This window comes from Methylobacterium isbiliense (assembly GCF_022179325.1).
GTDB classification, from domain to species: Bacteria; Pseudomonadota; Alphaproteobacteria; order Rhizobiales; family Beijerinckiaceae; genus Methylobacterium; species Methylobacterium isbiliense.
On record NZ_BPQQ01000027.1, the window covers coordinates 1 to 24,588 of the forward strand.

Below are 24,588 nucleotides of genomic sequence, written 5' to 3' on the forward strand. Positions count from 1 at the left end.
TGCCCCCGCCGCCCAAGACCGGCACGGATGCCGAGGCGGTCTTGGGCGGCGGGGGCAGGATCGCCCGGGTGTCGAGCGTCCCGGCCGCCAGATAGGGGACGCGGGCGGGTGCCTGCGGCACGACGGGATCGGCCGAGACCGGCGGCGCGGCCTCCCGGGCGGGCGACGCGGCGGCGAGGAGCAGGGAAGCGAAAGCGGGCAGGATGCGGCGCATGGCAGTCCGGGTCTGAGAAGGCGAGCGAGCCGGGGGCAGGACGTGTCGCATCGTCCGGTGCGACCCGGCGCAGCTTGAGCCGCAAGGCGGGCGACGCGATGGCGAGCCACCGCGAGACGGCTCGGCATCGCGCCGTCGCATTGAGCAGCCCTTAACCACCGCCGCATCCGGATCACGGGAGCTGACGGCATTTAACCCCCCGTCGACGCGGCCGCCTCCACAAGACGAGACGCGAGGTTCGACCAACGAACCGGTCCTGTCTTGATGAAGAGACGGCCTCGCATCAGACGTCCTGCGTTGCGGAGAATCCCCGTGGCCGCGCCTCACCTTCGTCCTGTCGATGTCGTTCCGGTCCCGGATCCGGATGCGCAGGCCCCCCACCCGGCACCGGCCCGGCGCGAGCGCATCCTGCACGTTTTCCGGGCCCCGGTGGGCGGGCTGTTCCGCCATGTCCTCGACGTCGCCCGGCTGCAGATCGCGGCGGGCCACGAGGTCGGCTTCTTCTGCGATGCGAGCACCGGGGGCGAGCGCGCCGCGGCGGTGCTGGCCGACCTCACCCCCCGCCTCGCGCTCGGCCTCACCCGGGTGCCGATGCGGCGCAACCCGCACCCGCGCGACCTCGCGGCGGTCGCGGGCCTGTACCGGCTCATGGGCCGCACGGCGCCGACCGTGCTGCACGGGCACGGCTCGAAGGGCGGCCTGTTCGCCCGCATCGCGGTGGCGCCGCGCGGGGTGGCCGATCCGGTCCGCGCCTACACGCCGCACGGCGGCAGCTTCAACTACCGGCCGGGCAGCGCCCTGCACCAGGTCTACATGGCCGCCGAGGCGGCGCTCTCCCGGCGCACCGACGTCTTCCTGTTCGAGAGCGAGTACATCGCCGGGCGCTACCGGGCCTTCGTGGGCGAGACCGACCGGCTGGTGCGCATCGTGCCCAACGGCATCGACGCTTCCGAATTCGCACCGATCGATCGCGCACCGGACCCCTTCGACCTCGTCTATATCGGCGAGTTGCGGGACGCGAAGGGGGTGCCGGTGCTGTTCGAGGCGCTGGCGCGCCTGCGCCACGCCTTCGACCGCCGCCTGACCCTGCTGGTGGTCGGATCCGGGCCGGACGAGGCCGCCCTGAAGGCACGCGCCGACCGCCTCGGGCTCTCCGGGGCGATCCGCTTCGAGCCGCCCCAGGCGATCCGCTCGGCCCTCTGCCGCGGCCGCGTGATGGTGGTGCCCTCCTTCGCCGAATCACTGCCCTACGTCGTGCTGGAGGCCGCCGCCGCGGCCCAGCCGCTCGTCGCCACGACGGTCGGCGGCATCCCGGAGATCTTCGGCCCCGCGGCCGGCGCGCTGGTGCCGCCCCGGGACGTGGAGGCCCTCGCCCTCGCGGTGATGCGCAAGCTCGACCAGCCCGAGACAGAGCGCCAGGGCGAGGCGGCGGGGCTCAGCGCCTTCATTCGTACCCGCTTCTCCATGCAGCGCATGGCCGACGGGGTGCTCGCCGGCTACGCCGCCGCCCACGCACAGCGGGCCGGCGCCCTGCCCGTCCCGGGCGCGCCCGCACCGTCGCGCCGCTGACCCCCGCGGCCGTCACCCCCGAGCCGTCCGCCCCGACCTCAGCCGGATCCACGTCATGAGCGCGTTCGACGTCCGCGACATCCTGAAGACGGCCGCCGCCCAGGAGGCGGGGGCCGGGCCGGCTCCCGCGCGCGGCGCGATGCCGCCGGCCGAGAACCTCGTTCCGCCGCGCGCCGATGCGCCGCTCTCGCCGGTCGTCGTGGCGGGCTGCGTGCGCCTCGCCGAGCTGGTCCTGGTGGCGGCGACCGGCCTTGTGGTCCATGCGGCGGTGCTGGGCGGCGTGGTGCCGCTCAACCACGTCTATCTGGCGGCCATCGGCGGGCTCGCGGTGCTCACCGTGGCGGTGCTGCAGTCTGCCGGAACCTACGGGATCCGCGCCCTCCGGGCGTTCTTCACCGCCGGCATGCGCGTCGTGGTCGGCTGGTCGCTGGTGTTCCTGATGGCCGGCACGGTCGTGTTCTTCGCCAAGCTCGGTGATCACTACTCGCGGCTGTGGCTCGGCACGTTCTATCTCGCGGGCCTGAGCGTGCTGCTCACCGAGCGGCTGGTGCTGTCCCTGATCATCGGCACGCAGATGCGCCGGGGCCGGTTCGACCGGCGCACCGCCATCGTGGGCGGCGGCGAGTCCGCCGAGGCGCTGATCCGCTCCCTGGAGCATCAAAGCGATTCCGGCATCCGCATCGTCGGCGTGTTCGACGACCGCAACGACGGGCGCTCGGCCGACGTGGTGGCGGGCTATCCCAAGCTCGGCACCGTGAGCGACCTCGTGACCTATGCCCGCCACACGCGGCTCGACCTGATCGTGTTCACCCTGCCGATCTCCGCCGAGGGCCGCATCCTGGCGATGCTGTCGAAGCTCTGGGTGCTGCCGATCGACATCCGCCTCTCGGCCCATGCGAGCAAGCTGCGCCTGCGCCCGCGCTCCTACTCCTATCTCGGCTCCGTGCCGGTGCTCGACGTCTTCGACAAGCCGATCGCCGACTGGGACGTGGTGGTGAAGAGCCTGTTCGACCGCGTGGTCGGCGGCCTGATGCTCATCGGCTTCGCGCCCGTCATGATCGCGGTGGCGCTCGCCGTGAAGCTGACCTCGCGCGGGCCGGTGTTCTTCCGGCAGAAGCGCTACGGCTTCAACAACGAGCTGATCGAGGTCTACAAGTTCCGCTCGATGTACGTCGACCAGAGCGATGCGGGTGCCGCCAGACTCGTCACCAAGGGCGACCCGCGGGTGACCCCGGTCGGGCGCTTCATCCGCAGGACCTCGCTCGACGAACTGCCGCAGCTCTTCAACGTGCTGAAGGGCGACCTCTCCCTCGTCGGTCCCCGTCCGCACGCGCTCCAGGCCAAGGCCGCCAACACGCTCTACGATCAGGTCGTCGACGGCTACTTCGCACGCCACAAGGTCAAGCCGGGGCTGACCGGCTGGGCGCAGATCAACGGCTGGCGCGGCGAGACCGACACCAGCGAGAAGATCCAGCGCCGCGTCGAGCACGACCTCTACTACATCGAGAACTGGTCGGTGCTGTTCGACCTGCGCATCCTGGCCAAGACGCCCTTCGCGCTACTCAAGGCCGAGAACGCCTACTGACATCAACGGCCCAGGATGCCGACGCATCGGGCCGTTGAGCCGCTCCCCTCACCCCGCGAGCGGCGCGAAGAAGCAGAAGACGTAGTCGCCGCGGTGGCACCAGTGGAAGTTGCCGTCCTTGCTCGGCCGGACCTTGGACAACGGCACGAAGATGCCGTGGGTCTGGTAGCCGCCCGGCACCTCCACGGCGTCCTGCACCGGTTCGCAATCATGGTCGGAGCAGCACTCGTAGGGATACCACGAATGTGCCGGCTGGATGAGCGACAGCGCGACGAGCAGCGCAGCTTTCATGGGCGGCGGACCCTCCCCTGAGCCGGCCGGCGATGCCGGGTCCCGGTCACTCCGGCATTCCTCATGCCAGTTCGGGCGGTCTGCCATTCACAAAATCAAGTCGACGGCTCGCCGGATGTCCCGACCATCTGCCGGTCGACCGGACCCTGTGCCGGAGCGAAGGCCTGCAGGGCGCACCGAACGGATCGCCGCGCGAGCGGGGCCGGGCGCCGCCGGAGCGGCGCCCGGCGGCGCTATTCGGCGGCGATCGAGGTCGCGACCGCGGGCACGACCCGGGCCGCGCAGAACTTGAATTCCGGGATCTTGCCCATCGGGTCCAGCGCCGGGTTGGTGAGGAGATTGGCGGCCGCCTCGGCGTAGCAGAAGGGCATGAACACCATGCCGTCCGGCACGTCGCGGTCGGAGCGCACCTTCACCTCCACGGCACCGCGCCGCGTCTCCAGCCGCACCCGGTCGCCCGGCACGAGGCCGAGACGGCCGAGTTCCCGCGGCCCCATCAGCGCCATCGCCTCGGGCTCGATCGCGTCGAGGATCCCGGCCCGCCGCGTCATGGAGCCGGTATGCCAGTGCTCCAGCACCCGGCCCGTGGAGAGCACCATCGGGAATTCGGTGTCGGGCACCTCGTCCGGGGGCACGATCGCGGCGGGCACGATCTTCGCCCGGCCGCTCTCGGTGGGGAAGCCGGCGTAGAAGATGATCTCGTGGCCGGGCTCGTCGGGCGCGTCCACCGGGTAGGTCACCGCACCCTCGCGCTCCACCCGCTCCCAGGTGATGTTCTTGAGGGAAGGCATCACCTGCGCCATCTCGGCGAAGACGTCGGCGGGGCCGCGGTAGTCCCACGACAGGCCGAGGCCCCGGGCCATTTCCTGGATGATCCACCAATCCTGGCGCGCGTCCCCGGGCGGGGGCACCACCGGGCGGGCCATCTGCACCCGCCGGTCGGTGTTGGTGAAGGTGCCGGCCTTCTCGGCGAAGGCCGAGGCCGGCAGGACCACATCGGCGTGGAAGGCGGTCTCGGTGAGGAAGAGGTCCTGCACCACGAGATGGTCGAGCTTGGCCAGCGCCTCGCGGGCGTGGTTGAGGTCGGGGTCCGACATCGCCGGGTTCTCGCCCTCGACGTACATGCCCCGGATCTGCCCGGCGTGGATCGCCTTCATGATCTCGACGACGGTGAGGCCCTGCTTGGGGTCGAGCGACTGGCCCCAGAAGGTCTCGAACAGCTCCCGCACCGCCGCCTTCTCGACGGATTGGTAATCGGGATAGACCATCGGGATCAGGCCGGCGTCGGAGGCGCCCTGCACGTTGTTCTGGCCGCGCAGCGGGTGCAGCCCGGTGCCGGGGCGGCCGATCTGGCCGGTGGTGAGCGCGAGCGCGATCAGGCAGCGGGAATTGTCCGTGCCGTGGACGTGCTGGCTCACCCCCATGCCCCAGAAGATGATCGAGGCGCGCGAGCGGGCGTAGAGGCGGGCGACCTCGCGCAGGGTCTCGGCCGGGATGCCGCAGACCTTCTCCATCCGCTCGGGCGTGAACTCGCGGATGCGCTCCTTCAGCGTGTCGAAGTTCTCGGTGTAGCCGGCGATGTACTGCTGATCGGTGAGGCCCTCCTCGATGATCACGTTGAGCATCGCGTTCAGCATCGCCACGTCGGAGCCCGGCTTGAAGGCGAGGTGCCGGTAGGCGTGGCGCGACAGGACCTGACGCCGCGGATCCATGATGATCAGCTTGGCGCCGCGCTCCTTGACGGCGTTCTTGATGAAGGTGGCGGCGACCGGGTGGTTCACGGTCGGGTTGGCGCCGATGATGACGATCACCTCGGCGTCGAGGGCGGCCGAGAACGGGGCGCTCACGGCGCCCGAGTTCAGCCCCTCCATCAGGGCCGCCACCGAGGAGGCGTGGCAGAGCCGGGTGCAATGGTCGACGTTGTTGGTGCCGAAGCCGAGCCGCACCAGCTTCTGGAACAGGTAGGCCTCTTCGTTCGAGCCCTTGGCGGAGCCGAAGCCCGCCAGCGCGCCGCGGCCGTGCGTGTCGCGGATGGCGCGCAGGCCGCCCGCGGCGCGCTCCAGCGCCTCCTCCCAGGTCGCCTCGCGGAAATGCGTCCAGGGATTGGCCGGATCGACTTGGTCGTTGACGTGCTTGGGCACGTTGTCCAGGCGGATCAGCGGCGCCGTCAGCCGGTGGGGGTGGTGGACGTAATCGAAGCCGAAGCGGCCCTTCACGCAGAGCCGGTTGCGGTTGGCCGGGCCGTCCTTGCCCTCCGCGTAGACGATGCGCTCGTCCTTGACCTTGTAGGAGACCTGACAGCCGACGCCGCAATAGGGGCAGAGGGAATCGACCGTGCGGTCCGGATAGACGACGCGCTCCTGCGCGTCGTTGAGGTAGGCGGCGGGCATCAGGGCGCCGGTCGGGCAGGCCTGCACGCACTCGCCGCAGGCCACGCAGGTCGACTGGCCCATCGGGTCGTCGAAGTCGAACACCACCTTGGCGTCGGCATTGCGGTAGGCCATGCCGATGACGTCGTTGACCTGGACCTCGCGGCAGGCCCGGACGCAGAGATTGCACTGGATGCAGGCGTCGAGATTGACCCGCATCGCCGGGTGGCTCGAATCCGGGTGCCAGCGCTCCTCGGAGGGGAAGCGGCTCTCGGTCACGCCGGCACAATCGGCCTGGGCCCAGAAGTGGGAATCCGGGTCGTGGGAGGTCGCGCGCTCCGGCTGGTCGGCGACCAGCAGCTCCATGACCATGGCGCGGGACTTCACCGCCCGGTCGCTCTGGGTCTTCACCTTCATGCCGACGGCCGGCACGCGCTTGCAGGAGGCGGCGAGCACGCGCTCGCCCTCGATCTCGACCATGCAGGCGCGGCAATTGCCGTCCGGCCGGTAGCCCGGGGCGGGCTTGTGGCAGAGATGCGGGATATGCGTGCCGAGGCGCCGGGAGACCTCCCACAGGGTCTCGCCGGGCCGCGCCTCGACGGTCTGCCCGTCGAGTTCGAACACCACGCCCGGGATGCCGGCCGGCATCTCGCGCAGGCCCGCCGTCCCGCTCGGGGCGGGTCCCGCCTGCCCGCCGGACTTCTGCCCTTGCGAGTAGGCGCCGCCCTGCGCGGCGCCGCCCGTGCCGCCCGCATCCTGCGGACCGGCGGGACCGGTGACGAGGGGATCGCCGCCGGCCGGCTTGCTGATCTGGGTACCGCTGCTCATGGGGTCGCTTTCGCTTGTCCGGCCCGCCGCGCTACTCGGCCGCCATGGGCCGCGGCGTCGGAAACAGGTCCGGGAAATACTTGATGACGCTGGTGAGCGGGTTCGAGGCCGCCTGCCCCAGGCCGCAGATCGAGGCGTCGCGCATGCAGGCCGAGAGTTCGCCGAGGAGGTCGGTGTCCCAGACCCCGTGCTCCATCAGCATGCGGGCCTTCTGGGTTCCGACCCGGCAGGGTGTGCACTGGCCGCAGGACTCGTCCTCGAAGAAGCGCATCAGGTTGAGCGCCGCCCCGCGCACGTCGTCCTGATCCGAGAGCACCACCACGGCGGCCGAGCCGATGAAGCAGCCGTACTTCTCGAGGGTGCCGAAATCGAGCGGGATGTCGTCCATCGAGGCCGGCAGGATGCCGCCCGAGGCGCCGCCCGGCAGATAGGCCGCGAAGCTGTGCCCCTCGGCCATGCCGCCGCAGAACTCCTCGATGAGTTCGCGGATGGTGACGCCGGCCGGCGCGAGCTTGACGCCGGGTTCCTTCACGCGGCCCGAGACCGAGTACGAGCGCAGGCCGGTGCGGCCGTTGCGCCCATGGCTCTTCCACCACGCCGCGCCCTTCTCGATCAGGTCGCGCACCCAGTAGAGCGTCTCGACGTTGTTGATCAGCGTCGGGCGGCCGAACAGGCCGACCTGGAACGGGAAGGGCGGCTTGTGGCGCGGCAGGCCGCGCTTGCCCTCCAGGCTCTCGATCAGCGAGGATTCCTCGCCGCAGATATAGGCCCCGGCCCCGCGCCGCAGGTGAAGGCGCGGCCCTCCCGGCGGCAGCTTGGCGATCTCGCGCGCCAGGATCTCGCGGGCGATCGGGTATTCGTCGCGGATGTAGAGGTAGACCTCCTCCGCCTCGACCACGTGGGCGCCGATCAGCGTCCCTTCGAGGAAGCGGTGCGGGTCGGTGTTGAGATAGAGCTGGTCCTTGAAGGTGCCGGGCTCGCCCTCGTCGCCGTTGACGGCCATCAGGCGCGGCCCGGGCTCGCCGCGCACCGAGCGCCACTTGCGTCCCGTGGGGAAGCCCGCCCCGCCGAGGCCCCGCAGCGAGCCGTCGTCGAGGATCGCCAGCACCTGATCAACCGTGAGGTCGCCGGAGCGCAGGCGTTCCAGCGTCGCGTAGCCGCCGCCCGCCCGGTAGGCGTCGTAATCGACGTAGTCCGGGATGTGCGCGTGGGTGTCGCCTGCCGCGACCGCCGCCTTGACGCTCTCGGGCGTGGCGCGGTGCAGGAAATTGTGGCCGACCTCCGCCGCCGGGGCGTGGTCGCACAGGCCCACGCAGGGTGCGCGTACCACCCGCACCTGCCCGCCGATCTCGGCCTGGAGCGCCGCCAGCAGGTCCTCGGCGCCGTGCATCGCGCAGGTCAGGCTGTCGCAGACCCGCACGGTGAGCGCCGGCACCGGGGTCTCGCCCTCCTTCACCACGTCGAAATGGGCGTAGAAGGTTGCGGTCTCGAACACCTCCGCGAAGGCGAGCCCCATCTCGTCGGCGAGCGCCGCGAGATGGGGAGCGCTGATCTGGCCGTAGGTGTCCTGGATCCGATGCAGGTGCTCGATCAGGAGGTCGCGTTGCCGAGACGCCTCGCCGAGGAGGCCTGCAATTTCGGCCTTGGCGCGCGGATCCACTTGGCGGCCCTTCGGGACGGGCCTCGCCCGCTCGCGTCCGCGTCCCGGATGATCGAAGCGCTGAACGCGCGTGACGTCGTGCTGGCTCATGGCCTCACCGTATCATCTGGCATACAAAATACAAGCAGCGGCGCGAGCAAGCGCATAGGGAGTCAGGATCCCGGGCTTAGGGGGCGGCGGTGGAGGCGGGGGACCGGGGGCCAGCGCCCGGTTCCGATCGCCGCGCCCGACGCGACGAACCGTCCCTCTCACGGGGTCCGAGAATAAGGTTCCGGCCCGTCGTCGTCAGGGTAGGCGGTCTTCGACCAAGGTCCAAGACGTCGCAGGACTCCCTTCGCAGGAGACGCGTCCTGCAGGAATGGCTTCGGCGCACATCCGTGTCGCCCCTTGAGGCGCCGAGCCGCCGCGAGAGGCCGGATTCGCGCGAGGCGGCGGGCGGTTCACTGTCCGCCGAAGGTCCGCAGCGGACGGCCGGCTTCGGAGCGGTGGCCCATCGTGACGTGACCGGCCGCGTCGAGTTCCGCCACCCGCGGCCCGGCCACCGCGTTCAGCTCGGCCTCGAAGGCGTCGAGGGCGGCGTTGGCGGCCTGCCGCGGTGCCTCGCCGCCGTGCAGAGCCTCGGCGAGCCGCCCGAGCAGGTCCTCCGCCATGCGCGGCGTCAGAGGCGGCCGCACCCCGGCGAGATAGGCCTGCGCGATGCGGCGCGGCCAATCGGGATGCGGGGTCTCCGGGTTCGTCGGCATCATGGCTCCTCCCGCGGAGGAAACGCGCCGCGGCCGCTTTCGTCCCCGAGGTTTAGCCCCCCAAGGTGTCGTCCCTGGTGTCGTCCCCTGGGCCGTCACGCGGCGGAGGCGGTGCGGAGGTCGGTCACGGTCGAGCGGAAGGCCTTGAGGAGCGCGGCGTCGAGCTTGCCGCCCATCTGCTCCATCACGCTCCAGGCCTCCGCCGCTCGCAACGGGGCGCGGTAGGGGCGGCGCTCGGTCAGCGCCGAGTAGATGTCGCAGATCGTGACGAGGCGGACGAGGTCGGTGATCTCCCGGCCCTGGAGCCCGTCCGGATAGCCGGAGCCGTCGAGCAGCTCGTGGTGATGGCGCACGACGTCGAGGGTCTCGGCGTCGAAGCCGGGCTGCGCCGCCAGCAGGTCCGCCCCGATGGCTGGGTGCCGGCGCATGGTCGCGAGTTCGTCCGGCGTCAGGCTGCTCGGCTTGACGAGAATGGCGCGCGGGATCTTCGCCTTGCCGACGTCGTGCAGCAGGGCCGCCCGGGCGAGGCGGTGCTGGTCGCTGCGGCGGAAGCCGAGGACGCTCGCGAAGATCGCCGCGTGGCCCGCCACGCTGAGGGAATGCTGGTAGACCTCGCTCTGGTGCGACCAGATCGTCTCCAGCCACGCCTGGATCCCGGCCTCCGAGATCGCGTCGAGGACGATCTCGGTGCCGGCCTCGACATCCTCGTGGGACAGCGCCCGGCCCGACCCGGCGGCATCGAACAGGCCGGTGACGAGCGCGCAGGCCTCGACGGCCTGGGCGCGGATCTGCACCCCCGGCTCCCGCGCGCGCTCGGCGGCGCACAGCTGAACGAGGTCGATGAGGGCGGCCGACAGGACCGCGCGGGAGGTGAAGGGCGGCAGGATGCGGGAGGCCCCGAGGGCGCGCGCCCTGGCGAGCGTGGCCGACGTCAGATCGCGCGCGAGGTACAGGCACGGCCGCGCGCAGGCCCGCACGTGGCTCATCAGGCCGCGCAGGCTCGCCAGGATGGACGGATCGTCGAGCGCGACGTCGAGCACCACCGCCAGCACGGTGCCGGCCGGACGGCGCTGGCCGGGTGCCGCCACGCGGCAGGGCAGATGGCAGGTGATGCTGTGGGCGAGCGAGTGGGCCTTCTTGGGATCGTCCGAGACCAGGAGGATGAAGCCGTCGGGCATTGGTGCGTTCCGCATCGCCTTCATCAGTGCATGGCAGACCGGCCGGCACGCCCAGGGTTCTCCACGCTCCTCAGGACAGTATCGGTGCGGCGGTTAAGTTTTCCTGTCGCCGCGGCGGTCATCCTTCGAGCGGCGGCTGGATTGCGTCCCAGCAACCCCAAGGTCAGGTGCGCCAGCGTCGCAGAGCCGGGGGGACGGAGTCGTTCGCATCCGTGCGCGCCCCTGCGGCACAACGCATCTCGGTCCGACGATGTCCAGACATGCCGAAGGCCCGCGCGGGACTTCGCGCAGGCCTTGCGATTGTCACCATGCCCCGTGCGGGCAGCCGGAGCGGAATGGTCAGTACTTGCGGATCAGGCTGACGAGCCGGCCCTGGATGCGCACCCGGTCGGGGCCGAGCACGCGCGTCTCGTAGGCCGGATTGGCGGCCTCCAGGGCGATCGACGAGCCGCGGCGGCGCAGGCGCTTGAGCGTGGCCTCCTCGTCGTCGATCAGCGCCACCACGATGTCGCCGGTATTGGCCGTGTCCTGGCGGCGGATCACCACGAGGTCTCCGTCGAGGATGCCCGCCTCGATCATCGAGTCGCCGCGCACTTCGAGCGCGTAATGCTCGCCGCCGGCCAGGAAGTCGGGCGACATCGCCACGCTGCGGCTCTGGGACTGGATCGCCGAGATCGGTGTACCGGCGGCGATGCGGCCCATCACCGGGATGGCCACGGAGCCTGCCCGGTGATCGTCCACCGCCACCCCGGCCGGCATGGCGGGCTTGGCCGGCGGCTCCTTGGCGCGACCGCCTTCGACCACGCTCGGGTTGAACCGCACCACCTCGGCGGAGGGCGCGCTCACCGTCTCGGGCAGGCGGATCACCTCGATCGCCCGGGCGCGATTCGGCAGCCGGCGCAGGAAGCCCCGCTCCTCGAGCGCCGTGATCAGGCGGTGGATGCCCGATTTGGACTTGAGGTCGAGGGCGTCCTTCATCTCGTCGAAGGACGGGGGGACGCCCGTCTCGCGCATCCGCTGCTGGATGAAGCGGAGCAGGTCCAACTGCTTACGGGTGAGCATGGGTCACTCTCATCGCCTGCGCGGGCACGCCGATCGAAACAAATCGCGAACATGGTAAGCGTTCCTCAAGTGTTCCGCAAGCGGCTCGACAGCGTCTCCGGCGTCGTAGGGCGGTTGCGGCGGCAGAGCCGGCACCGGACCGCAACAGCCCGCTACCACCCGCGGCCCGGACCGCGGGCTACGATCGGTGCGTGCAGACTCGCCGGCATCGGCTGCAAGTCCAGGAGACGTTTTTCCGCGATGGCCAAGCCCGTCCATTCCATGATCCGCGTGCGCGACGAGGCCCGCTCGTGCGACTATTATGCCCGCGCCTTCGGCCTGAAGGTCGCCGACCGCTTCGCGTTCGACACCTTCGCGCTCGTCTACCTGCGCGACCCCGCCTCGCCGTTCGAACTCGAACTCACGGTCAACTTCGACCGGCCCGACCCCTACGAGATCGGCAACGGCTACGGCCATCTCGCCGTGGTGGTGGACGACATCGATGCCGAGCATGCGCGTTTCGCGCGCGAGGGCCTGCCCGCGACGCCGGTGAAGGATTTCCAGCACCAGGGCCGCACCCTCGCCCGGTTCTTCTTCGCCACCGATCCGGACGGCTACAAGATCGAAGTCATCCAGAAGGGCGGCCGCTTCGGCTGACTGCCCCGCGCCGGCAGACGCCTCACGCCAAAAAAGACCATAACGAGGAGACGCCCGATGAGAGAAGTCGATCCGCGCCGGCGGGTGAGCCGGCGCAGCTTCCTGCAGAGTGCGGCCGCGGCGGCCCCGGTCGCCGCCATCGCCACCGGCCTGTCGGTCGAGGAAGCCTGGGCGGAGGGCGGCGCCGCCCTGTCGCCGGCGGAACTCAAGACGCTGGTGAAGGTGGCGCGGGACATCTACCCGCACGATTTCCTGGCCGACACCTACTACATCGCCGCGGTGAAGCCGTGGGACGGCAAGGCGGCGGGCGACCCGGCGACGAAGCAGCTCCTCACGGAGGGCCTGCGCCGCCTCGACGAGGATGCCCGCACCCGCCACAAGGTCGCCTACGCGCAGATCGGCTGGGAGGCCGACCGCATCGTCCTGCTCCAGGCGATCGAGCACACGCCCTTCTTCAAGGCGCTGCGGGCCGACCTCGTGGTCTCCCTCTACAACCAGCCCGAGCTGTGGCCGAAATTCGGCTACGAGGGCCCCTCCGCCGACAAGGGCGGCTACCTCCACCGCGGCTTCAACGACATCGACTGGCTGCCGAAGGTCTGACCCGGCCGCCACGACCCGAGACATTCACGCGCGGCAGGAGGGCGCGGAAGGCGCGGACCGCCGGCGCGACCGGAGGACAGCATGGCCACTTTCGATCTCAACGACGACGGGCTCGTCGTCATCGTGGGTTCGGGCGCGGGCGGGGGCACGCTCGGCACCGAACTGGCGCTCAAGGGGATCAGGACGGTGATCCTGGAGGCGGGCGCCCGCCACAACATGGAGGACTTCGTCAACGACGAATGGGCGAGCTTCGCGCAGCTCGCCTGGACCGACATGCGCACCACCTCGGGCTCCTGGCGGGTGGCGCGGGACTTCCCCAACCTCCCGGCCTGGATCGTCAAGGCGGTGGGCGGCTCGACCGTGCACTGGGCCGGCGCGTCCCTGCGCTTCGAGGAGCACGAGTTCCGCATCCGCGACCATTACGGAGCGATGTCCGGCGCCAACCTCCTCGACTGGCCGATCACCCGGGCGGAGCTCGACCCCTGGTACGAGAAGGCCGAGGACCGGATGGGCGTGACGCGCACCAACGGCATCAAGGGCCTGCCCGGGAATAACAACTTCAAGGTGCTGGAGGCCGGCGCCCGCCGCCTCGGCTACAAGGAGGTGCACACGGGCCGGATGGCCATCAACAGCGAGGAGCGCCACGACCGCGGCGCCTGCCAGCAGATCGGCTTCTGCTTCCAGGGCTGCAAGTCGGGGGCGAAGTGGTCGACCCTGATCGCCGAGATCCCCCGCGGCGAGGAGACCGGCAACCTCGAAGTGCGCCCTAACTGCATGGCGATCCGCATCGAGCACGACGCCGCCGGCAAGGTCACGGGCGTCGTCTACGCGGATGAGAAGGGGCAGCTCCAGCGCCAGAAGGCCCGCATCGTGGCGGTGGCGGGCAACTCCATCGAGAGCCCGCGGCTCCTCCTCAACAGCGCCTCCACCCTCTTCCCGGACGGGCTCGCCAACTCCTCGGGGCAGGTCGGGCGCAACTACATGCGGCACATGACCGGCAGCGTCTACGGCGTGTTCGAGAAGTCGGTGCACATGTACCGCGGCACCACCATGGCGGGCATCATCCGCGACGAGGCGCATCATGACCCGAAGCGCGGCTTCGCGGGCGGCTACGAGATGGAGACGCTCTCGCTCGGCATCCCCTTCATGGCCGCCTTCCTCAACCCGGGCGGCTGGGGGCGCCCCTTCACGAGCGCGATGGAGCAGTACCCGCGCATGGCCGGGATGTGGCTCGTCGGCGAGGACATGCCGCAGGAGACGAACCGCATCACCCTCGATCCCGCCGTCAAGGACAAGCACGGGATGCCGGTGGCGCACGTGCATTTCGACGACCACCCCAACGACGTCGCCATGCGCAACCACGCCTACCGGCAGGGCGCGGCGGTCTACGAGGCGGTGGGCGCCACCGTCACCTACCCGACCCCGCCCTATCCGAGCACCCACAACATGGGCACGAACCGCATGAGCGCGAAGCCGCGGGACGGCGTGGTGAACAGGTTCGGCCAGACCCACGACGTGAAGAACCTGTTCGTCTCGGACGGCAGCCAGTTCACGAGCGGGGCCGCCTGCAATCCGACGCTCACCATCGTGGCGCTGGCCCTGCGTCAGGCCGACCACATCGCCGGCGCGATGCAGCGGCGGGAGATCTGATGGCCCGCCTCACCCTCACCGCCCTGCTGCTCGCGGGCCTCGCGGCGGCGCCGGCCGCCGCCGAGGTCCACCTCGCCCAGGGCTCGCCCAGCCCGGCAGGAACTTCGGCCGGACCGCCGGCTCCCGCCGGGGGCGCGGCGGCCTATCCCAACAACCCGGCCGGCACCCCGGCCGCGGAGCGGGACGCCCGCCCGGTTGCGGCCCCCTGCCCGCCGGGCGGGCCCTGCCCGGGCCGGCCCGACCCGTCCGGCGCCGCCGATGCGAGCCGCACCGCGACGCCGAGCACGTCGGCCGGCCGCACCGACCGCGTCCCGAGCACCGCCTATCCGGACGCGCCGGGCGGGCTGCCCTCCAACCGGCCGGACGGGACGGCGCCGCGCTGAGCGCGCAGGCCTCTACTCCGCCGCCATCAGGGCGGGCCGGGACGACCGGCCCGCCTCGCCCTGCTGCGCGAGGTAGGTCAGGCAGCAGCAGCGCAGGAGCGAGGCGAAGTTGCGCACCTCGCCCTGCCGCTCCAGCACCTCGTCGTGCAGCTTGGTGGCGAACTTGGCGACGCTCAGGCTCTCCTGGCGGGCGATCTCCTCCAGGATGGTCCAGAAGGCGGCCTCCAGCCGCAGCGAGGTGCAGTGGCCGCCGATGCGCAGCGACCGGGTCTCGCAGGCGTAGCTCTCCGGCGGCTGCTCCGCGAAGATGCGGCACATGGGGTTCCCTCCATCTTTTGGAACGAGCCTAGACAAAGCCCCCCGCGTCCCGCAACCGCACCGAGGGCGGTCGGCCGTTCTGCCGCAGCGGAAGATTCTTGCCGGCCCGTGCCACCTCGGCGGCGCTGACGCGTTGAGCCGGCGAGCCACGACGGCGGGAGGCGCGGGTCCATGGCGGGGGGAGCGGATGCGGGCGGGCTGTGGCGCAGGAAGCCGATCGAGCGGCTGACCGAGGACGCGACGGCGGGCGAGCACGCGCTCCACCGCACGCTCGGGCCGCTGAGCCTCGTCGGGCTCGGCATCGGGGCGATCATCGGGGCGGGCCTGTTCTCGCTCACCGGCATCGCGGCGGCCGAGCATGCGGGACCGGCGGTGGTGCTCTCCTTCGCCATCGCGGCACTCGGCTGCGCCTTCGCGGGCATGTGCTACAGCGAACTCGCCAGCATGATCCCGGTCTCGGGCAGCGCCTACACCTACGCCTACGCCACCATGGGCGAGTTCATCGCCTGGATCATCGGCTGGGACCTCGTGCTCGAATACGCGGTCGGCGCGGCCACGGTCTCGGTGAGCTGGTCGAAATACGTCGTCACCCTGCTGCAGGACTGGGGCATCGCGCTGCCGGCCCGGCTGGTCCACTCGCCCTTCGAGACCGTGACGCTCGCCGACGGCAGCACCGCGCAGGGGATCGTCAACCTGCCCGCCGCCCTGATCCTCGTGGTGATCTCGCTGCTGCTGGTGCGCGGCGTGCGCGAATCCGCCCGCGTCAACGCGGTGATCGTGGTGGTGAAGGTCGCGGTGGTGCTCGCGGTGATCGGGGTCGGCTTCTTCTACGTGAAGTCGCAGAACTACGTGCCGTTCATCCCGCAGAACACCGGCTCCTTCGGCGAGTACGGCTGGAGCGGGATCATGCGCGCGGCCGGCGTGGTGTTCTTCGCCTATATCGGCTTCGACGCGGTCTCGACGGCGGCCCAGGAGGTGAAGAACCCCCAGCGCAACATGATGATCGGCATCCTCGGCTCGCTGGCGATCTGCACCGTGCTCTACATCGCCTTCGCGGGGGTGCTCACAGGCCTCGTGCGCTACGACGCCATGAAGGGCGATGCCGCGCCGGTCGCCACGGCGATCCAGCAGACGCCCTTCCCCTGGCTTCAGACCCTCGTGACGCTCGGCGTCATCGCGGGCTTCACCACCGTGATGCTGGTGCTGCTCTACGGCCAGTCGCGGGTCTTCTACGCGATGGCGCAGGACCGGCTGCTGCCGCGCTTCTTCGCCACCATCCACCCGACGTGGCGCACGCCCTACCGCTCGAACCTGTTCTTCATGGTGCTGGCCGCCCTGCTCGGCGGCTTCCTGCCCATCAGCCAGCTCGGCCACATGACCAGCATCGGCACGCTGCTCGCCTTCGTGATCGTCTGCGCGGGCGTCATCATCATGCGGCGCACCCACCCGGAGCTGGAGCGGGGCTACCGCACGCCGCTGGTGCCCTTCGTGCCCATCGCCGGCATCGTGGTCTGCCTCGCCATGATGGTGTCCCTCGACGGCGAGACGTGGCTGCGGCTGGTGATCTGGCTGGCGATCGGGCTCGCCATCTACTTCGGCTACGGCCGCCGCCACAGCCGGGTCGGCCGCGAGCGGGCGCTCGGCGGGGCGCACACCCGCTGACGCTCCGCGTCAGAACCGCTGACGCTCCGCGTCAGAAGTAGGAGCGCACCAGCCCGCTCACCAGCATGTTCCAGCCGTCGATCAGGACGAAGAACAGCACCTTGAACGGCAGCGAGATCACGGTGGGCGGCAGCATCATCATGCCCATCGACATCACCACCGTGGCGACGATCATGTCGATGACGAGGAAGGGCAGCGCGATCAGGAAGCCGATCTCGAAGCCGCGGCGCAGCTCGGAGATCATGAAGGCCGGGATCAGGATGCGCAGGTCCACCTTCTGTCCGGCCTCGGCCCGGGGGAAGTTGCGGCTGGCGAGATCGGTGAAGGTCTGCAGGTCCTTCTCGCGCACATGCGCCAGCATGAACTCTCGGAACGGGTCGGCCACCTTGCCGAACGCCTCCTCCTCGCTGATGCGGTTCTCGGTGAGCGGCTTCACCCCATCCTGCCACGCCCGGTCGAAGGTCGGGGCCATGACGTAGAAGGTCATGAACAGCGACAGGCTGACGAGGAACAGGTTGGCCGGCGTGCTCTGGAGGCCGAGGCCGGAGCGCAGGAACGACAGGGCCACGACGAAGCGGGTGAAGCTCGTCACCATCACGAGCAGGCCCGGCGCCACCGACAGCACCGTGAGGAGCGCGACCATCTGGATGATGCGCCCGCTCGCCGCGCCGTTGCCGGGCGGCAGGAGCTGGTCGAGGCCCGGCAGACCGGTCGCCGGCGCCTGCGCGGCGGCGGGGCCCGCCAGAAGGAGCGGCAGCCCCGCCAGGAGCAGCCTGCTCAAGAGGAGCAGCCCGGTCGAGAGGAGCGGCAGGCCCGCGAGGAGGGGCCGCGTCGCTGATCTGTGTCGCATGGGGATCCGGTCCGGCGCCGCTACTGGACGATCAGCGTCTCGATGATGAAGTCGCGCACCACTCCCTTGGTGCGAAGCCCCACGCGCTCGGCGAGGTCCTCGCGCAGGTGCTGGAGCCCGCTCGCGCCCTCGATCTGGGCGAGCGAGACGGTGCGCAGATAGGCCAGCACGTCCTGGCGGATCTCCGCCACCGTCGCGTCGGGGTTCGGCAGGGCGCCGATCTTGAAGACGATCGCCCCCTCCAGCCGCACCCAGGTGTCGCCAGAATCCGCGAGGTTGGTGACGAGCGGGCCGACGCTGCGCAGGCTGAGATCGCCCGAATAGGTCAGCACCTTCCTGGCCTTGTCCTCTTCGTCCTTCTTCTTCAGGTCGACCGACTTCTCGACCTTGGAGACGAGATAGGTGCCGAGCCCGCCGCCGGTGCCGACCGCCACCAGCGTCATCAGGGCGAGGGCGCCGATCCAGCCCTTGCCCGATCCCTTCGCCTTGCCGTCGGTCTTGGTCGCCGCCATCGCCCGGTCCTCAGAACGGCGCCAGGGTCTCGAAGACGCGCTGGCCGAAGGTCGGATCCTGCACGTCGGTGATGCGCCCGCGCCCGCCGTAGGACACCCGGGCCTCGGCGATCTTGTCGTAGTCGATGGTGTTGCGCCGCGAGATGTCGCGCGGGCGAACGATGCCGGCCACCGTGAGCACGCGCACCTCGCTGTTGACGCGCACCTCCTGCGAGCCGCTGATCACCACGTTGCCGTTGGGCAAGACCTCCGTGACCACGGCCGCGACCGAGAGCCGGAGGTTCTCCGAGCGGTCGATGGTGCCCTCGCCCTTGGTCTCGGTGCCCGAGCGGATGCCGGCATCGGCGGTGGCGGAATCCTTGAGGCCCGAGACGCCGTAGCCGAAATCGAAGCCGAGGCTCGACTTCTGGCTGCGCGAGCGCTCGGTGGCGTTGTCGAACTGCGCCTTGTCGTTGATCAGGATGCTCACCGTGATCACGTCGCCGATGGTCCGGGCGCGGGGGTCCTGGAACAGGTCGGCGCTGCCGGGCGACCACGTGGAATGGTAGGTGTGGCGCGCCCGCGCGCCGTAATCCGAGGGCAGCGCCTCGCGCGGCACCGACAGCCCCGTGCCGATCGGGGTGAGGAGCGGCGGCTTGCCGATCGGATCGAGGGAGTTGCAGGCGCCGAGGGCGGCCAGCAGCGGGAGGACGAGGAGACGGGGGCGCATCAGGACTTCTCGTCTCCCTTCGGCTTGCGGCCGCCAGCGGTCATCAGGCGGGCGAGATGCGCGGCGCGGGAGGCCTCCATCTCGCTCAGGATCGTGCTCGCGGCGCGCGCGCTGAGCTTGGTGAGCAGCGCCGCCGCGGATTCGTCGGGCATGTTGGCGAGCTGCAGCGCCGCCGCGTCGGGCCGCATCTTGGTGTAGATCGCCACCACCGCCTCGTCGGCCTTGGCCAGGAAGGCGTTGCGCCGCGCCAGCCACTCCTCGTACTCGGCGCGCTTTGCTTCGAGGCGGCGGATGCGCTCCTCGACCTGCTTCTCGAGGTCGGCGAGCGTCTCCTTCTGCCACGCGAAGCGGGCATCGGCCGCCGCGTCCGCGATGCCGGCGCAGTAGGCCGGAGGCTTGACCGCCTCCGCCGGGGGCTTGGCCGCCTCCGCCGGGGGCTTGGCCGCGTCCTGCGCGGCGGCCGGGCCGGCGAGGCCGAGCAGGAGGGCCGAGAGGAACCGGGCGTGTCTCACTGCACCACGAGCTCCGCCTGAAGGGCGCCTGCGGTCTTGACCGCCTGCAGGATCGAGATGATGTCGCTCGGCTTGAGACCGACTTGGTTGAGGCCCTTGACCAGCGTCTGGAGGTCGGAGCCGCCCAGGATCGCGAGCTGACCCTTCTGCTCGGTCGCCGTCACCTCGGTGCGGGGCACCACCACGGTCTGGCCGCGGGAATAGGGCTCGGGCTGCGACACCTCCGGCGTCTCGGTCACCCGCACGGTCAGGTTGCCGTGCGTCACCGCCACCGTCGAGATCTGGACGTTGCGCCCGATCACCACCGTGCCGGTGCGCTGGTCGACGACCACGCGGGCGGGCGTGTCCGGCATGATCGTGAGGTCGCCGACCTCGGCGATGAAGCGGGTCTGGGCGATGTCGCGGGGGCGGTGCAGCACTACCGAGCGCTGGTCGCGCGGCACCGCCACCCGGCGGCCGAAGCGCGCCAGACCGTAGGCGTTGATCGCGTCGGTGATGAGCGTCGCGGTCTTGAAGTCGGGATTCTTCAGTTCGAGGACGAGCTGCGGCAGGTCGCGGAAGGCCCCCGGCACCTCGCGCTCGATCAGGGCGCCGTTGGGGATGCGCCCGGCGGTCGGCACGCCCTGCGTCAGGGTCTCGGCCTGGCCGCCCACCGCGAAGCCCGACACCGCCATCGGTCCCTGCGCGGCCGCGTAGACCGCGCCGTCGCCGCCCGAGAGCGCGGTCATCAGGAGCGTGCCGCCCTTGAGCGAGGTGGCGTCGCCGAGCGAGGTCACGGTGACGTCGATGCGCGAACCCACGGTGGCGTAGGGCGGCAGGTCCGCCGTCACCATCACGGCTGCCACGTTGCGGGTGCGCAGGCGCGCGTCGCGGACGTTCACGCCCATGCGGTCGAGCATGGATTGCAGCGACTGCTCGGTGAACTGCGCGTTGCGCAGCGTGTCGCCGGTGCCCTGGAGGCCGGTGACGAGGCCGTAGCCGACGAGCTGGTTGTCGCGCACGCCCTGGAGCGCGGCGATGTCCTTGATGCGCGTGCCGGCCGAGGCCGGCGCGGCGAGGACGAGCCCCAGCACGAGCGCAAGGACGAGCGTGACGGAGAGCGCGCGCAGGACGGCGGGCGGGCGGCGCATCAGCGGATCGCCCCGATGCGGATGCGCCCGTCCGCCTGCACGGTGCCGGTGACGATGCGGCCGGTATCGGCGTTGCGCACGCGGATCACCTCGCCGAGGCCGCCGTTCTGGAGCGGCGCCCCGAGGGTCGTGATGACGAGGCCGTTCTCCTCGAAGATCATCGTGGTGAGCGCCCCGCGGCTGACGAGGCGCGGATCGTCGACGGCATTCACCGGCACCGGCTCGCCCGGCAGCAGCGTGCGCCGGGCGATGCGCCCGACGATGGCGAGCGGCGCGTCGATCACCGCCGAGCGCGCCCGGTAGGTCGGCGGAAACGCCTGCTGGCGCAGCATCGTCTCCTTGACCACGTCGCCCGGATAGATCGTGACGGTGGGCACCGGCAGCATCAGGTCCTCGGCCCGGGCCGGGCCGGCGAAGCCGCCCGCGACGAGGAGGAGCGCGCAGGCGCGCCGGACAATGCTGCTCTGGACCATGGTGATCGCTATCCTGAACTGCCTCACGGGCGGGACGGCGCGCCCGCGCTAGCGGATGCCCTTCGAGACGGTCGAGGCCATCTCGTCGGCGGCCTGGATCACCTTCGAGTTCATCTCGAAGGCGCGCTGCGCGGTGATGAGGTTCGTGATCTCCTTGACGGGATCGACGTTCGAACTCTCGAGGTAGCCCTGGTGGATCCTGCCGAAGCCGGCATCGCCCGCGACGCCGACCACCGGCGCCCCCGAGGCCGCGGTCTCGCGGTAGAGGCCGTTGCCGAGCGGCTCCAGGCCGGATTCGTTGGCGAAGTTGGCGACCGTGAGCTGGCCGAGGTTCTGCGGCTGGGCTTGGCCGTCGACCTTGGCGTAGACTTGGCCCGACTGGTTGACCACCACCTCGATCGTGTTCGGCGGGATCAGGATCGCCGGCTCGACCGTGTAGCCCTCCAGGGTGACGAGCTGCCCGTTGTTGCCCTTGTTGAAGGAGCCGGCACGGGTGTAGTTCGTCTCGCCGTTCGGGTTGGTGATCTGGAAGTAGCCGCGCCCGTTGATGGCGAGGTCGAGCTGGTTCGAGGTCTGGGCGAGCGGCCCCTGACGGTGCAGGTTGCGGATCGCCGCGGCGCGCACGCCGAGACCGAGCATCGCCCCCTCGGGCACCGGCTCCTGGCCGGACTGGTTGGGCACGCCCTGCTGCCGCTCGGCCTGGTAGAGCAGGTCGGTGAACTCGGCCCGCGCGCCCTTGAACCCCGTGGTGTTCAGGTTCGCGACGTTGTTGGCGATGACTTCGAGATTGAGCTGCTGGGCATTCATGCCCGTGGCGGCGATCGCGAGCGCTCTCATGATGACACCTCAGATCGCCATGCGGCTGATTTCGAGATAGGCGGCCACGACCTTGTCGCGGATGGCGATGGCGGTCTGCAGGCTCTGCTCGGCGCTCATCACCGCCTCGACCACCTGCTGGGCGGAGGCCTTGCCCTGGATGCCCGAGATGGCCGCGGCCTCGCCCGCCCGCAGGGAGTCGCGCATGCCGGCCGCCACCTGGGCCATGACGTCGCCGAAGGCCGGCCCGGCGGTTGCCGCCGCGGCCGTCGCCGGCGCGAGCGCACCCGCCACGGGTCCGGCCGCGAGGGCGCCGGAGACCGGGCCGGTCCGGTCGATCAGCGCGTTCAGGGAGGCGACGGCCTCGATCATCGCTCAGTGCCTCACGTCTTCAGAAGGTCGATGACGCTCGCCACGAGGGCGCGGGCCTGCTTGATCACCTGCAGGTTGGCCTCGTAGGAGCGGTTGGCCTCGCGCATGTCGGCCATCTCGACGAGCACGTTGACGTTGGGGAACTTCACCTCGCCGTTCTCGTCGGCGGCGGGGTTCCCCGGGTCGTGCTCGACGCGGAAGGGCGAGGCGTCGGTGCCGACCTCCCGCACCCGCACGGAGGCCGCGCCCGCCGCCCGGTCGAGTTCGGTGCGGAAGGTGACGGTCTTGCGCTGGTAGGGGTCGGAGCCGGGCGTCGTGCCGGTGGATTGCGCGTTGGCGATGTTCTCGGCCACGACGCGCAGGCGCAGCGACTGCGCCTCCATGCCGGCGCTGGCGAGCCGCGTCGAGAGCTGCAGCGGATCGATCACGCGCCGCTCCTCAGGCTCGCGATCAGCATGCGGTGGAAGCTCTTCACCACCGCCGTGTTGAGGCTGTGCTCGCGGGCGACCTCGTTCGACTTCAGGAGTTCCTGCTCGAGGCTGACCGAGCGGCCGGTATCGAGCGGATCCCAGGTCTCGGAGGGGCGCACCTTGACGGCGGCCGCGGCCGGGTTGCCCGGCAGGTGCCGGCCGTCGGTCGCCGCCATGCCGAGGCCGGTGCGCGCCAGCACCTCCGCGAAGGGCGCGACGTCGCGCGCCTTGTAGCCCGGCGTGTCGGCATTCGCGACGTTGCCGGCGATCGTCGCCTGCCGCACGGCCAGATGCTGGGCTTGGCGCGAGGCGAGGCCGAAGAGGTAGACGCCGCTCACTGGAAGAAGACCTCCGGAACCTGACGGCCCGAGGTCTAGGGAGGCTACCTTGCCTGAGGCTGACGCTCAGGCTTGCGCCGCATCGGGCTCAGGACACCACGCGCAGCGGCGTCTCCAGCACCTTCAGCACCTGCGCGAGGTCGTGGCCGCGCTTGAGGATGCGGCCGGTCTCGGCCACCACCGCGTAGGCGCCCTGCCGCCGGGCGAGCCGGGGATCCTTCTCGATGCGGTAGAGCGGGCGCTCGGAGGTGCGGCGGTGGATGGCGAACACCGCCTTCTCGCGGGTGAAGTCGATGGTGTAGTCGCGCCACTCGCCCGCCGCGACCATGCGGCCGTAGAGGTTCAGGATGACCCGCAATTCGTCGCGGTGGAACGACACCTGCGGTGGCGGCGCGGGCGTGTGGGTGGCCGGGAAGGGAACCACCCGGGCGCCCACGCCCGAGAACGGACTGTCCGTGCTCTCTCCCTCGCTCATCGCTCCTCCTGGATCGGCCGGGTGCGGGCGCCCTCGCCGGGCCGTCCGCCAATCCCGCATGATGGGATGCCCCCTGCGGCCCCGCAAGGGTGGTGCCCGGGCGACACGTTGCCGGCTTCGCAGCGCGGCCCGCCGGATACCGCATCGCTGCCGCCATATGGCCAACATTCCGCCCTTTTGGCGCCTTCCGCCAGCCGCGAAGCAGCTCTATCCCGGATGATGACCTCTAGGCTCGGCCGTCCGTTCCGATCGGATCCCAGACCCCAGTAGCCCCCGGCCGTGTCGGCCGGCAGAGCCCCTCCAGAGGTTTCGAGACCCTACCTTTGAGGCCGCCTCTCCGGAGCGCGGTCTCCTTTTTTGACCGGCTCCGCCCGGCGCCGTCCCGGACGACCGGAGCGTCGGCGGACGGCGATCCGCGACGGGGGGTTGCGCACGGGACCCGTCTATACCTCCGGCAGCGCCCGGGCGTCGCCGTGGTAGGAGCGGTTCGGCCGCATGTCGACGGCGGAAGCCATGCGGTTCGACATGTTGAAGAAGCTCGCCACCGCGGCGATGTCCCAGATGTCCCGGTCGGTGAAGCCCGCATCGCGCAGGGTCTCGCGGTCCTCCTCCTCGATCGTCCAGGGCGCCTCGCTCAGCGCCACCGCGAAGTCGAGCATGGCCCGGTGCCGGGGCGACAGGTCGGCGGCGCGGTAGTTCATCGCCATCATCTCGCCGAGCACCGGATCCCCCGAGAGAGAGCGCACCGCCGCCCCGTGCGCGGTGAGGCAGTAGTAGCAGCGGTTCACGCTCGACACCGCCACGGCGATCATCTCGCGCTCCAGCTTCGACAGGCCCGAGGGCGCCAGCATCAGGTCGTTGTACAGCGTCGCGAAGGCCGAGAGCTTGGCCGCGTCGTGCGCGTAGGCGAGGAGGACGTTCGGCACGAAGCCGATCTTCTCGCGGCACTTGTCGAAGTAGGCCGCGAGGTCGGGCGGCAGCTCGGCCAGCGGCGGCAGGTCGAGCGCCATCACGGCCCCGTCCGTCTCCTGGGGCCGGGGACGTTCGCCGCTCTCGGGCCGGCCCGTCCGCTGTCCCGTCTTTCCTTCAGGCTTCGATCCGGCCATGCTTCGTCTCCCTGTCGCAGGATCCGAGCTATAGGGCGTCGCGCGGGGCCGGACGAGGGTGTCGGGCCGGGAGGTGG

The 24,588-nt window shown here is 70.9% G+C and carries 26 protein-coding genes and 1 pseudogene; 7 read left to right on the plus strand and 20 right to left on the minus strand.

Translation table 11 applies throughout. The annotated features are described in order from the left end of the window. A pseudogene (locus tag MFF61_RS12030) lies at window positions 1–214 on the minus strand (hypothetical protein); the annotation flags it as partial. A 312-nt stretch (window positions 215–526) separates the two neighbouring features. On the opposite strand from MFF61_RS12030, the gene MFF61_RS12035 reads away from it, so the two are divergent. Together MFF61_RS12035 and MFF61_RS12040 are read left to right on the plus strand one after the other, a co-directional pair. Next, the gene (locus MFF61_RS12035) at window positions 527–1,783 is read left to right on the plus strand and encodes a glycosyltransferase (RefSeq protein WP_238235366.1); all 1,257 of its coding nucleotides are present in this window, start codon (window positions 527–529) and stop codon (window positions 1,781–1,783) included. 55 nt (window positions 1,784–1,838) lie between these two features. Beyond that, on the plus strand, window positions 1,839–3,368 hold the full coding sequence (locus MFF61_RS12040; RefSeq protein WP_238235367.1) for an undecaprenyl-phosphate glucose phosphotransferase: 1,530 nt from the start codon (window positions 1,839–1,841) through the stop codon (window positions 3,366–3,368). A gap of 48 nt (window positions 3,369–3,416) precedes the next feature. On the opposite strand, the gene MFF61_RS12045 is transcribed toward MFF61_RS12040, so the two are convergent. The 6 genes from MFF61_RS12045 to lexA all read right to left on the minus strand — a co-directional run bounded on the left by MFF61_RS12045 (window position 3,417) and on the right by lexA (window position 11,499). Beyond that, on the minus strand, window positions 3,417–3,659 hold the full coding sequence (locus MFF61_RS12045; RefSeq protein WP_238235368.1) for a hypothetical protein: 243 nt from the start codon (window positions 3,657–3,659) through the stop codon (window positions 3,417–3,419). A gap of 233 nt (window positions 3,660–3,892) precedes the next feature. Next, complete coding sequence (gene fdhF / locus MFF61_RS12050) at window positions 3,893–6,676, minus strand: formate dehydrogenase subunit alpha (RefSeq protein ID WP_373324684.1); 2,784 nt, start codon at window positions 6,674–6,676, stop codon at window positions 3,893–3,895. A 211-nt stretch (window positions 6,677–6,887) separates the two neighbouring features. Continuing rightward, window positions 6,888–8,606: an NAD(P)H-dependent oxidoreductase subunit E gene (locus MFF61_RS12055; RefSeq protein WP_238235369.1), complete on the minus strand. Its 1,719-nt coding sequence runs from the start codon at window positions 8,604–8,606 to the stop codon at window positions 6,888–6,890. A gap of 350 nt (window positions 8,607–8,956) precedes the next feature. After that, the gene (locus MFF61_RS12060; RefSeq protein ID WP_238235370.1) at window positions 8,957–9,262 is read right to left on the minus strand and encodes a hypothetical protein; all 306 of its coding nucleotides are present in this window, start codon (window positions 9,260–9,262) and stop codon (window positions 8,957–8,959) included. 92 nt (window positions 9,263–9,354) lie between these two features. Continuing rightward, window positions 9,355–10,452: an HD-GYP domain-containing protein gene (locus MFF61_RS12065; protein WP_238235371.1), complete on the minus strand. Its 1,098-nt coding sequence runs from the start codon at window positions 10,450–10,452 to the stop codon at window positions 9,355–9,357. A 324-nt stretch (window positions 10,453–10,776) separates the two neighbouring features. Continuing rightward, window positions 10,777–11,499, minus strand: a complete 723-nt coding sequence (gene lexA, locus MFF61_RS12070; RefSeq protein WP_238235372.1) for a transcriptional repressor LexA — start codon at window positions 11,497–11,499, stop codon at window positions 10,777–10,779. Between the two features lie 240 nt (window positions 11,500–11,739). On the opposite strand from lexA, the gene MFF61_RS12075 reads away from it, so the two are divergent. The 4 genes from MFF61_RS12075 (at window position 11,740) to MFF61_RS12090 (ending at window position 14,768) form a co-directional block, all read left to right on the plus strand. Further along, window positions 11,740–12,135, plus strand: coding sequence for a VOC family protein (locus MFF61_RS12075; RefSeq protein WP_238235373.1), 396 nt, complete (start codon window positions 11,740–11,742; stop codon window positions 12,133–12,135). 57 nt (window positions 12,136–12,192) lie between these two features. Then, entirely contained in the window at window positions 12,193–12,735 is a 543-nt protein-coding gene (locus tag MFF61_RS12080) for a twin-arginine translocation signal domain-containing protein (protein ID WP_238235374.1), read from the plus strand. Between the two features lie 81 nt (window positions 12,736–12,816). Further along, on the plus strand, window positions 12,817–14,385 hold the full coding sequence (locus tag MFF61_RS12085; RefSeq protein ID WP_238235375.1) for a GMC family oxidoreductase: 1,569 nt from the start codon (window positions 12,817–12,819) through the stop codon (window positions 14,383–14,385). Continuing rightward, window positions 14,385–14,768, plus strand: coding sequence for a hypothetical protein (locus tag MFF61_RS12090; protein WP_238235376.1), 384 nt, complete (start codon window positions 14,385–14,387; stop codon window positions 14,766–14,768). The genes MFF61_RS12085 and MFF61_RS12090 overlap by 1 nt, the downstream gene beginning before the upstream one ends. Before the next feature lie 12 nt (window positions 14,769–14,780). Here the strand turns inward: MFF61_RS12090 and MFF61_RS12095 are convergent, their stop codons facing one another. Further along, the gene (locus tag MFF61_RS12095; protein WP_238235377.1) at window positions 14,781–15,086 is read right to left on the minus strand and encodes a ribbon-helix-helix domain-containing protein; all 306 of its coding nucleotides are present in this window, start codon (window positions 15,084–15,086) and stop codon (window positions 14,781–14,783) included. 171 nt (window positions 15,087–15,257) lie between these two features. Between MFF61_RS12095 and MFF61_RS12100 the strand changes: the two genes are divergently transcribed. Beyond that, complete coding sequence (locus MFF61_RS12100) at window positions 15,258–16,748, plus strand: amino acid permease (protein ID WP_238235378.1); 1,491 nt, start codon at window positions 15,258–15,260, stop codon at window positions 16,746–16,748. A 31-nt stretch (window positions 16,749–16,779) separates the two neighbouring features. Here the strand turns inward: MFF61_RS12100 and fliP are convergent, their stop codons facing one another. From fliP to MFF61_RS12160, 12 genes are all read right to left on the minus strand, one after another. Then, window positions 16,780–17,598 carry a flagellar type III secretion system pore protein FliP gene (fliP, locus tag MFF61_RS12105; RefSeq protein ID WP_238235379.1) on the minus strand — a complete coding sequence of 273 codons (819 nt, stop codon included), beginning with the start codon at window positions 17,596–17,598 and terminating at the stop codon, window positions 16,780–16,782. Window positions 17,599–17,618: 20 nt separating this feature from the next. Next, window positions 17,619–18,110, minus strand: a complete 492-nt coding sequence (locus MFF61_RS12110; RefSeq protein WP_238235380.1) for a flagellar basal body-associated FliL family protein — start codon at window positions 18,108–18,110, stop codon at window positions 17,619–17,621. Between the two features lie 10 nt (window positions 18,111–18,120). Continuing rightward, window positions 18,121–18,819, minus strand: a complete 699-nt coding sequence (gene flgH / locus MFF61_RS12115; RefSeq protein WP_238235381.1) for a flagellar basal body L-ring protein FlgH — start codon at window positions 18,817–18,819, stop codon at window positions 18,121–18,123. Then, window positions 18,819–19,331 (minus strand): MotE family protein, encoded by a 513-nt coding sequence (locus tag MFF61_RS12120; protein ID WP_238235382.1) that lies wholly within the window; start codon window positions 19,329–19,331, stop codon window positions 18,819–18,821. Before MFF61_RS12120 ends, flgH begins: the two co-directional genes overlap by 1 nt. After that, the gene (gene flgI / locus MFF61_RS12125) at window positions 19,328–20,461 is read right to left on the minus strand and encodes a flagellar basal body P-ring protein FlgI (protein WP_238235383.1); all 1,134 of its coding nucleotides are present in this window, start codon (window positions 20,459–20,461) and stop codon (window positions 19,328–19,330) included. Before flgI ends, MFF61_RS12120 begins: the two co-directional genes overlap by 4 nt. Further along, complete coding sequence (gene flgA / locus MFF61_RS12130; protein ID WP_238235384.1) at window positions 20,461–20,934, minus strand: flagellar basal body P-ring formation chaperone FlgA; 474 nt, start codon at window positions 20,932–20,934, stop codon at window positions 20,461–20,463. The genes flgI and flgA overlap by 1 nt, the downstream gene beginning before the upstream one ends. Before the next feature lie 48 nt (window positions 20,935–20,982). After that, a complete protein-coding gene (gene flgG, locus MFF61_RS12135; RefSeq protein ID WP_238235385.1) occupies window positions 20,983–21,771 on the minus strand; it encodes a flagellar basal-body rod protein FlgG in 789 nt (262 codons plus the stop codon). Between the two features lie 9 nt (window positions 21,772–21,780). Beyond that, entirely contained in the window at window positions 21,781–22,122 is a 342-nt protein-coding gene (fliE, locus tag MFF61_RS12140; RefSeq protein ID WP_238235386.1) for a flagellar hook-basal body complex protein FliE, read from the minus strand. Between the two features lie 11 nt (window positions 22,123–22,133). Further along, window positions 22,134–22,550, minus strand: coding sequence for a flagellar basal body rod protein FlgC (gene flgC, locus MFF61_RS12145; protein WP_238235387.1), 417 nt, complete (start codon window positions 22,548–22,550; stop codon window positions 22,134–22,136). Then, a complete protein-coding gene (gene flgB / locus MFF61_RS12150; protein ID WP_238235388.1) occupies window positions 22,547–22,930 on the minus strand; it encodes a flagellar basal body rod protein FlgB in 384 nt (127 codons plus the stop codon). The genes flgC and flgB overlap by 4 nt, the downstream gene beginning before the upstream one ends. An 88-nt stretch (window positions 22,931–23,018) precedes the next feature. After that, complete coding sequence (locus MFF61_RS12155) at window positions 23,019–23,405, minus strand: DUF2794 domain-containing protein (protein WP_238235389.1); 387 nt, start codon at window positions 23,403–23,405, stop codon at window positions 23,019–23,021. A gap of 443 nt (window positions 23,406–23,848) precedes the next feature. After that, entirely contained in the window at window positions 23,849–24,511 is a 663-nt protein-coding gene (locus MFF61_RS12160; protein ID WP_238235390.1) for a peroxidase-related enzyme, read from the minus strand. Window positions 24,512–24,588 lie beyond the last annotated feature (77 nt).

Bases quoted from the DNA above. Each gene is read 5' to 3' on its own strand.
- flgI (WP_238235383.1), bottom strand. From the start codon at position 20,461: ATGCGCCGCCCGCCCGCCGTCCTGCGCGCGCTCTCCGTCACGCTCGTC.
- lexA (WP_238235372.1), bottom strand. From the start codon at position 11,499: ATGCTCACCCGTAAGCAGTTGGACCTGCTCCGCTTCATCCAGCAGCGG.
- flgG (WP_238235385.1), bottom strand. From the start codon at position 21,771: ATGAGAGCGCTCGCGATCGCCGCCACGGGCATGAATGCCCAGCAGCTC.
- MFF61_RS12080 (WP_238235374.1), top strand. From the start codon at position 12,193: ATGAGAGAAGTCGATCCGCGCCGGCGGGTGAGCCGGCGCAGCTTCCTG.
- fliP (WP_238235379.1), bottom strand. From the start codon at position 17,598: ATGCGACACAGATCAGCGACGCGGCCCCTCCTCGCGGGCCTGCCGCTC.
- flgA (WP_238235384.1), bottom strand. From the start codon at position 20,934: ATGGTCCAGAGCAGCATTGTCCGGCGCGCCTGCGCGCTCCTCCTCGTC.
- MFF61_RS12090 (WP_238235376.1), top strand. From the start codon at position 14,385: ATGGCCCGCCTCACCCTCACCGCCCTGCTGCTCGCGGGCCTCGCGGCG.
- MFF61_RS12045 (WP_238235368.1), bottom strand. From the start codon at position 3,659: ATGAAAGCTGCGCTGCTCGTCGCGCTGTCGCTCATCCAGCCGGCACAT.
- MFF61_RS12100 (WP_238235378.1), top strand. From the start codon at position 15,258: ATGGCGGGGGGAGCGGATGCGGGCGGGCTGTGGCGCAGGAAGCCGATC.
- MFF61_RS12065 (WP_238235371.1), bottom strand. From the start codon at position 10,452: ATGCGGAACGCACCAATGCCCGACGGCTTCATCCTCCTGGTCTCGGAC.
- fdhF (WP_373324684.1), bottom strand. From the start codon at position 6,676: ATGCCGGCCGGCATCCCGGGCGTGGTGTTCGAACTCGACGGGCAGACC.
- flgH (WP_238235381.1), bottom strand. From the start codon at position 18,819: ATGCGCCCCCGTCTCCTCGTCCTCCCGCTGCTGGCCGCCCTCGGCGCC.
- MFF61_RS12110 (WP_238235380.1), bottom strand. From the start codon at position 18,110: ATGGCGGCGACCAAGACCGACGGCAAGGCGAAGGGATCGGGCAAGGGC.
- MFF61_RS12095 (WP_238235377.1), bottom strand. From the start codon at position 15,086: ATGTGCCGCATCTTCGCGGAGCAGCCGCCGGAGAGCTACGCCTGCGAG.
- fliE (WP_238235386.1), bottom strand. From the start codon at position 22,122: ATGATCGAGGCCGTCGCCTCCCTGAACGCGCTGATCGACCGGACCGGC.
- MFF61_RS12060 (WP_238235370.1), bottom strand. From the start codon at position 9,262: ATGATGCCGACGAACCCGGAGACCCCGCATCCCGATTGGCCGCGCCGC.
- MFF61_RS12160 (WP_238235390.1), bottom strand. From the start codon at position 24,511: ATGGCCGGATCGAAGCCTGAAGGAAAGACGGGACAGCGGACGGGCCGG.
- MFF61_RS12075 (WP_238235373.1), top strand. From the start codon at position 11,740: ATGGCCAAGCCCGTCCATTCCATGATCCGCGTGCGCGACGAGGCCCGC.
- MFF61_RS12155 (WP_238235389.1), bottom strand. From the start codon at position 23,405: ATGAGCGAGGGAGAGAGCACGGACAGTCCGTTCTCGGGCGTGGGCGCC.
- MFF61_RS12085 (WP_238235375.1), top strand. From the start codon at position 12,817: ATGGCCACTTTCGATCTCAACGACGACGGGCTCGTCGTCATCGTGGGT.
- MFF61_RS12055 (WP_238235369.1), bottom strand. From the start codon at position 8,606: ATGAGCCAGCACGACGTCACGCGCGTTCAGCGCTTCGATCATCCGGGA.
- MFF61_RS12040 (WP_238235367.1), top strand. From the start codon at position 1,839: ATGAGCGCGTTCGACGTCCGCGACATCCTGAAGACGGCCGCCGCCCAG.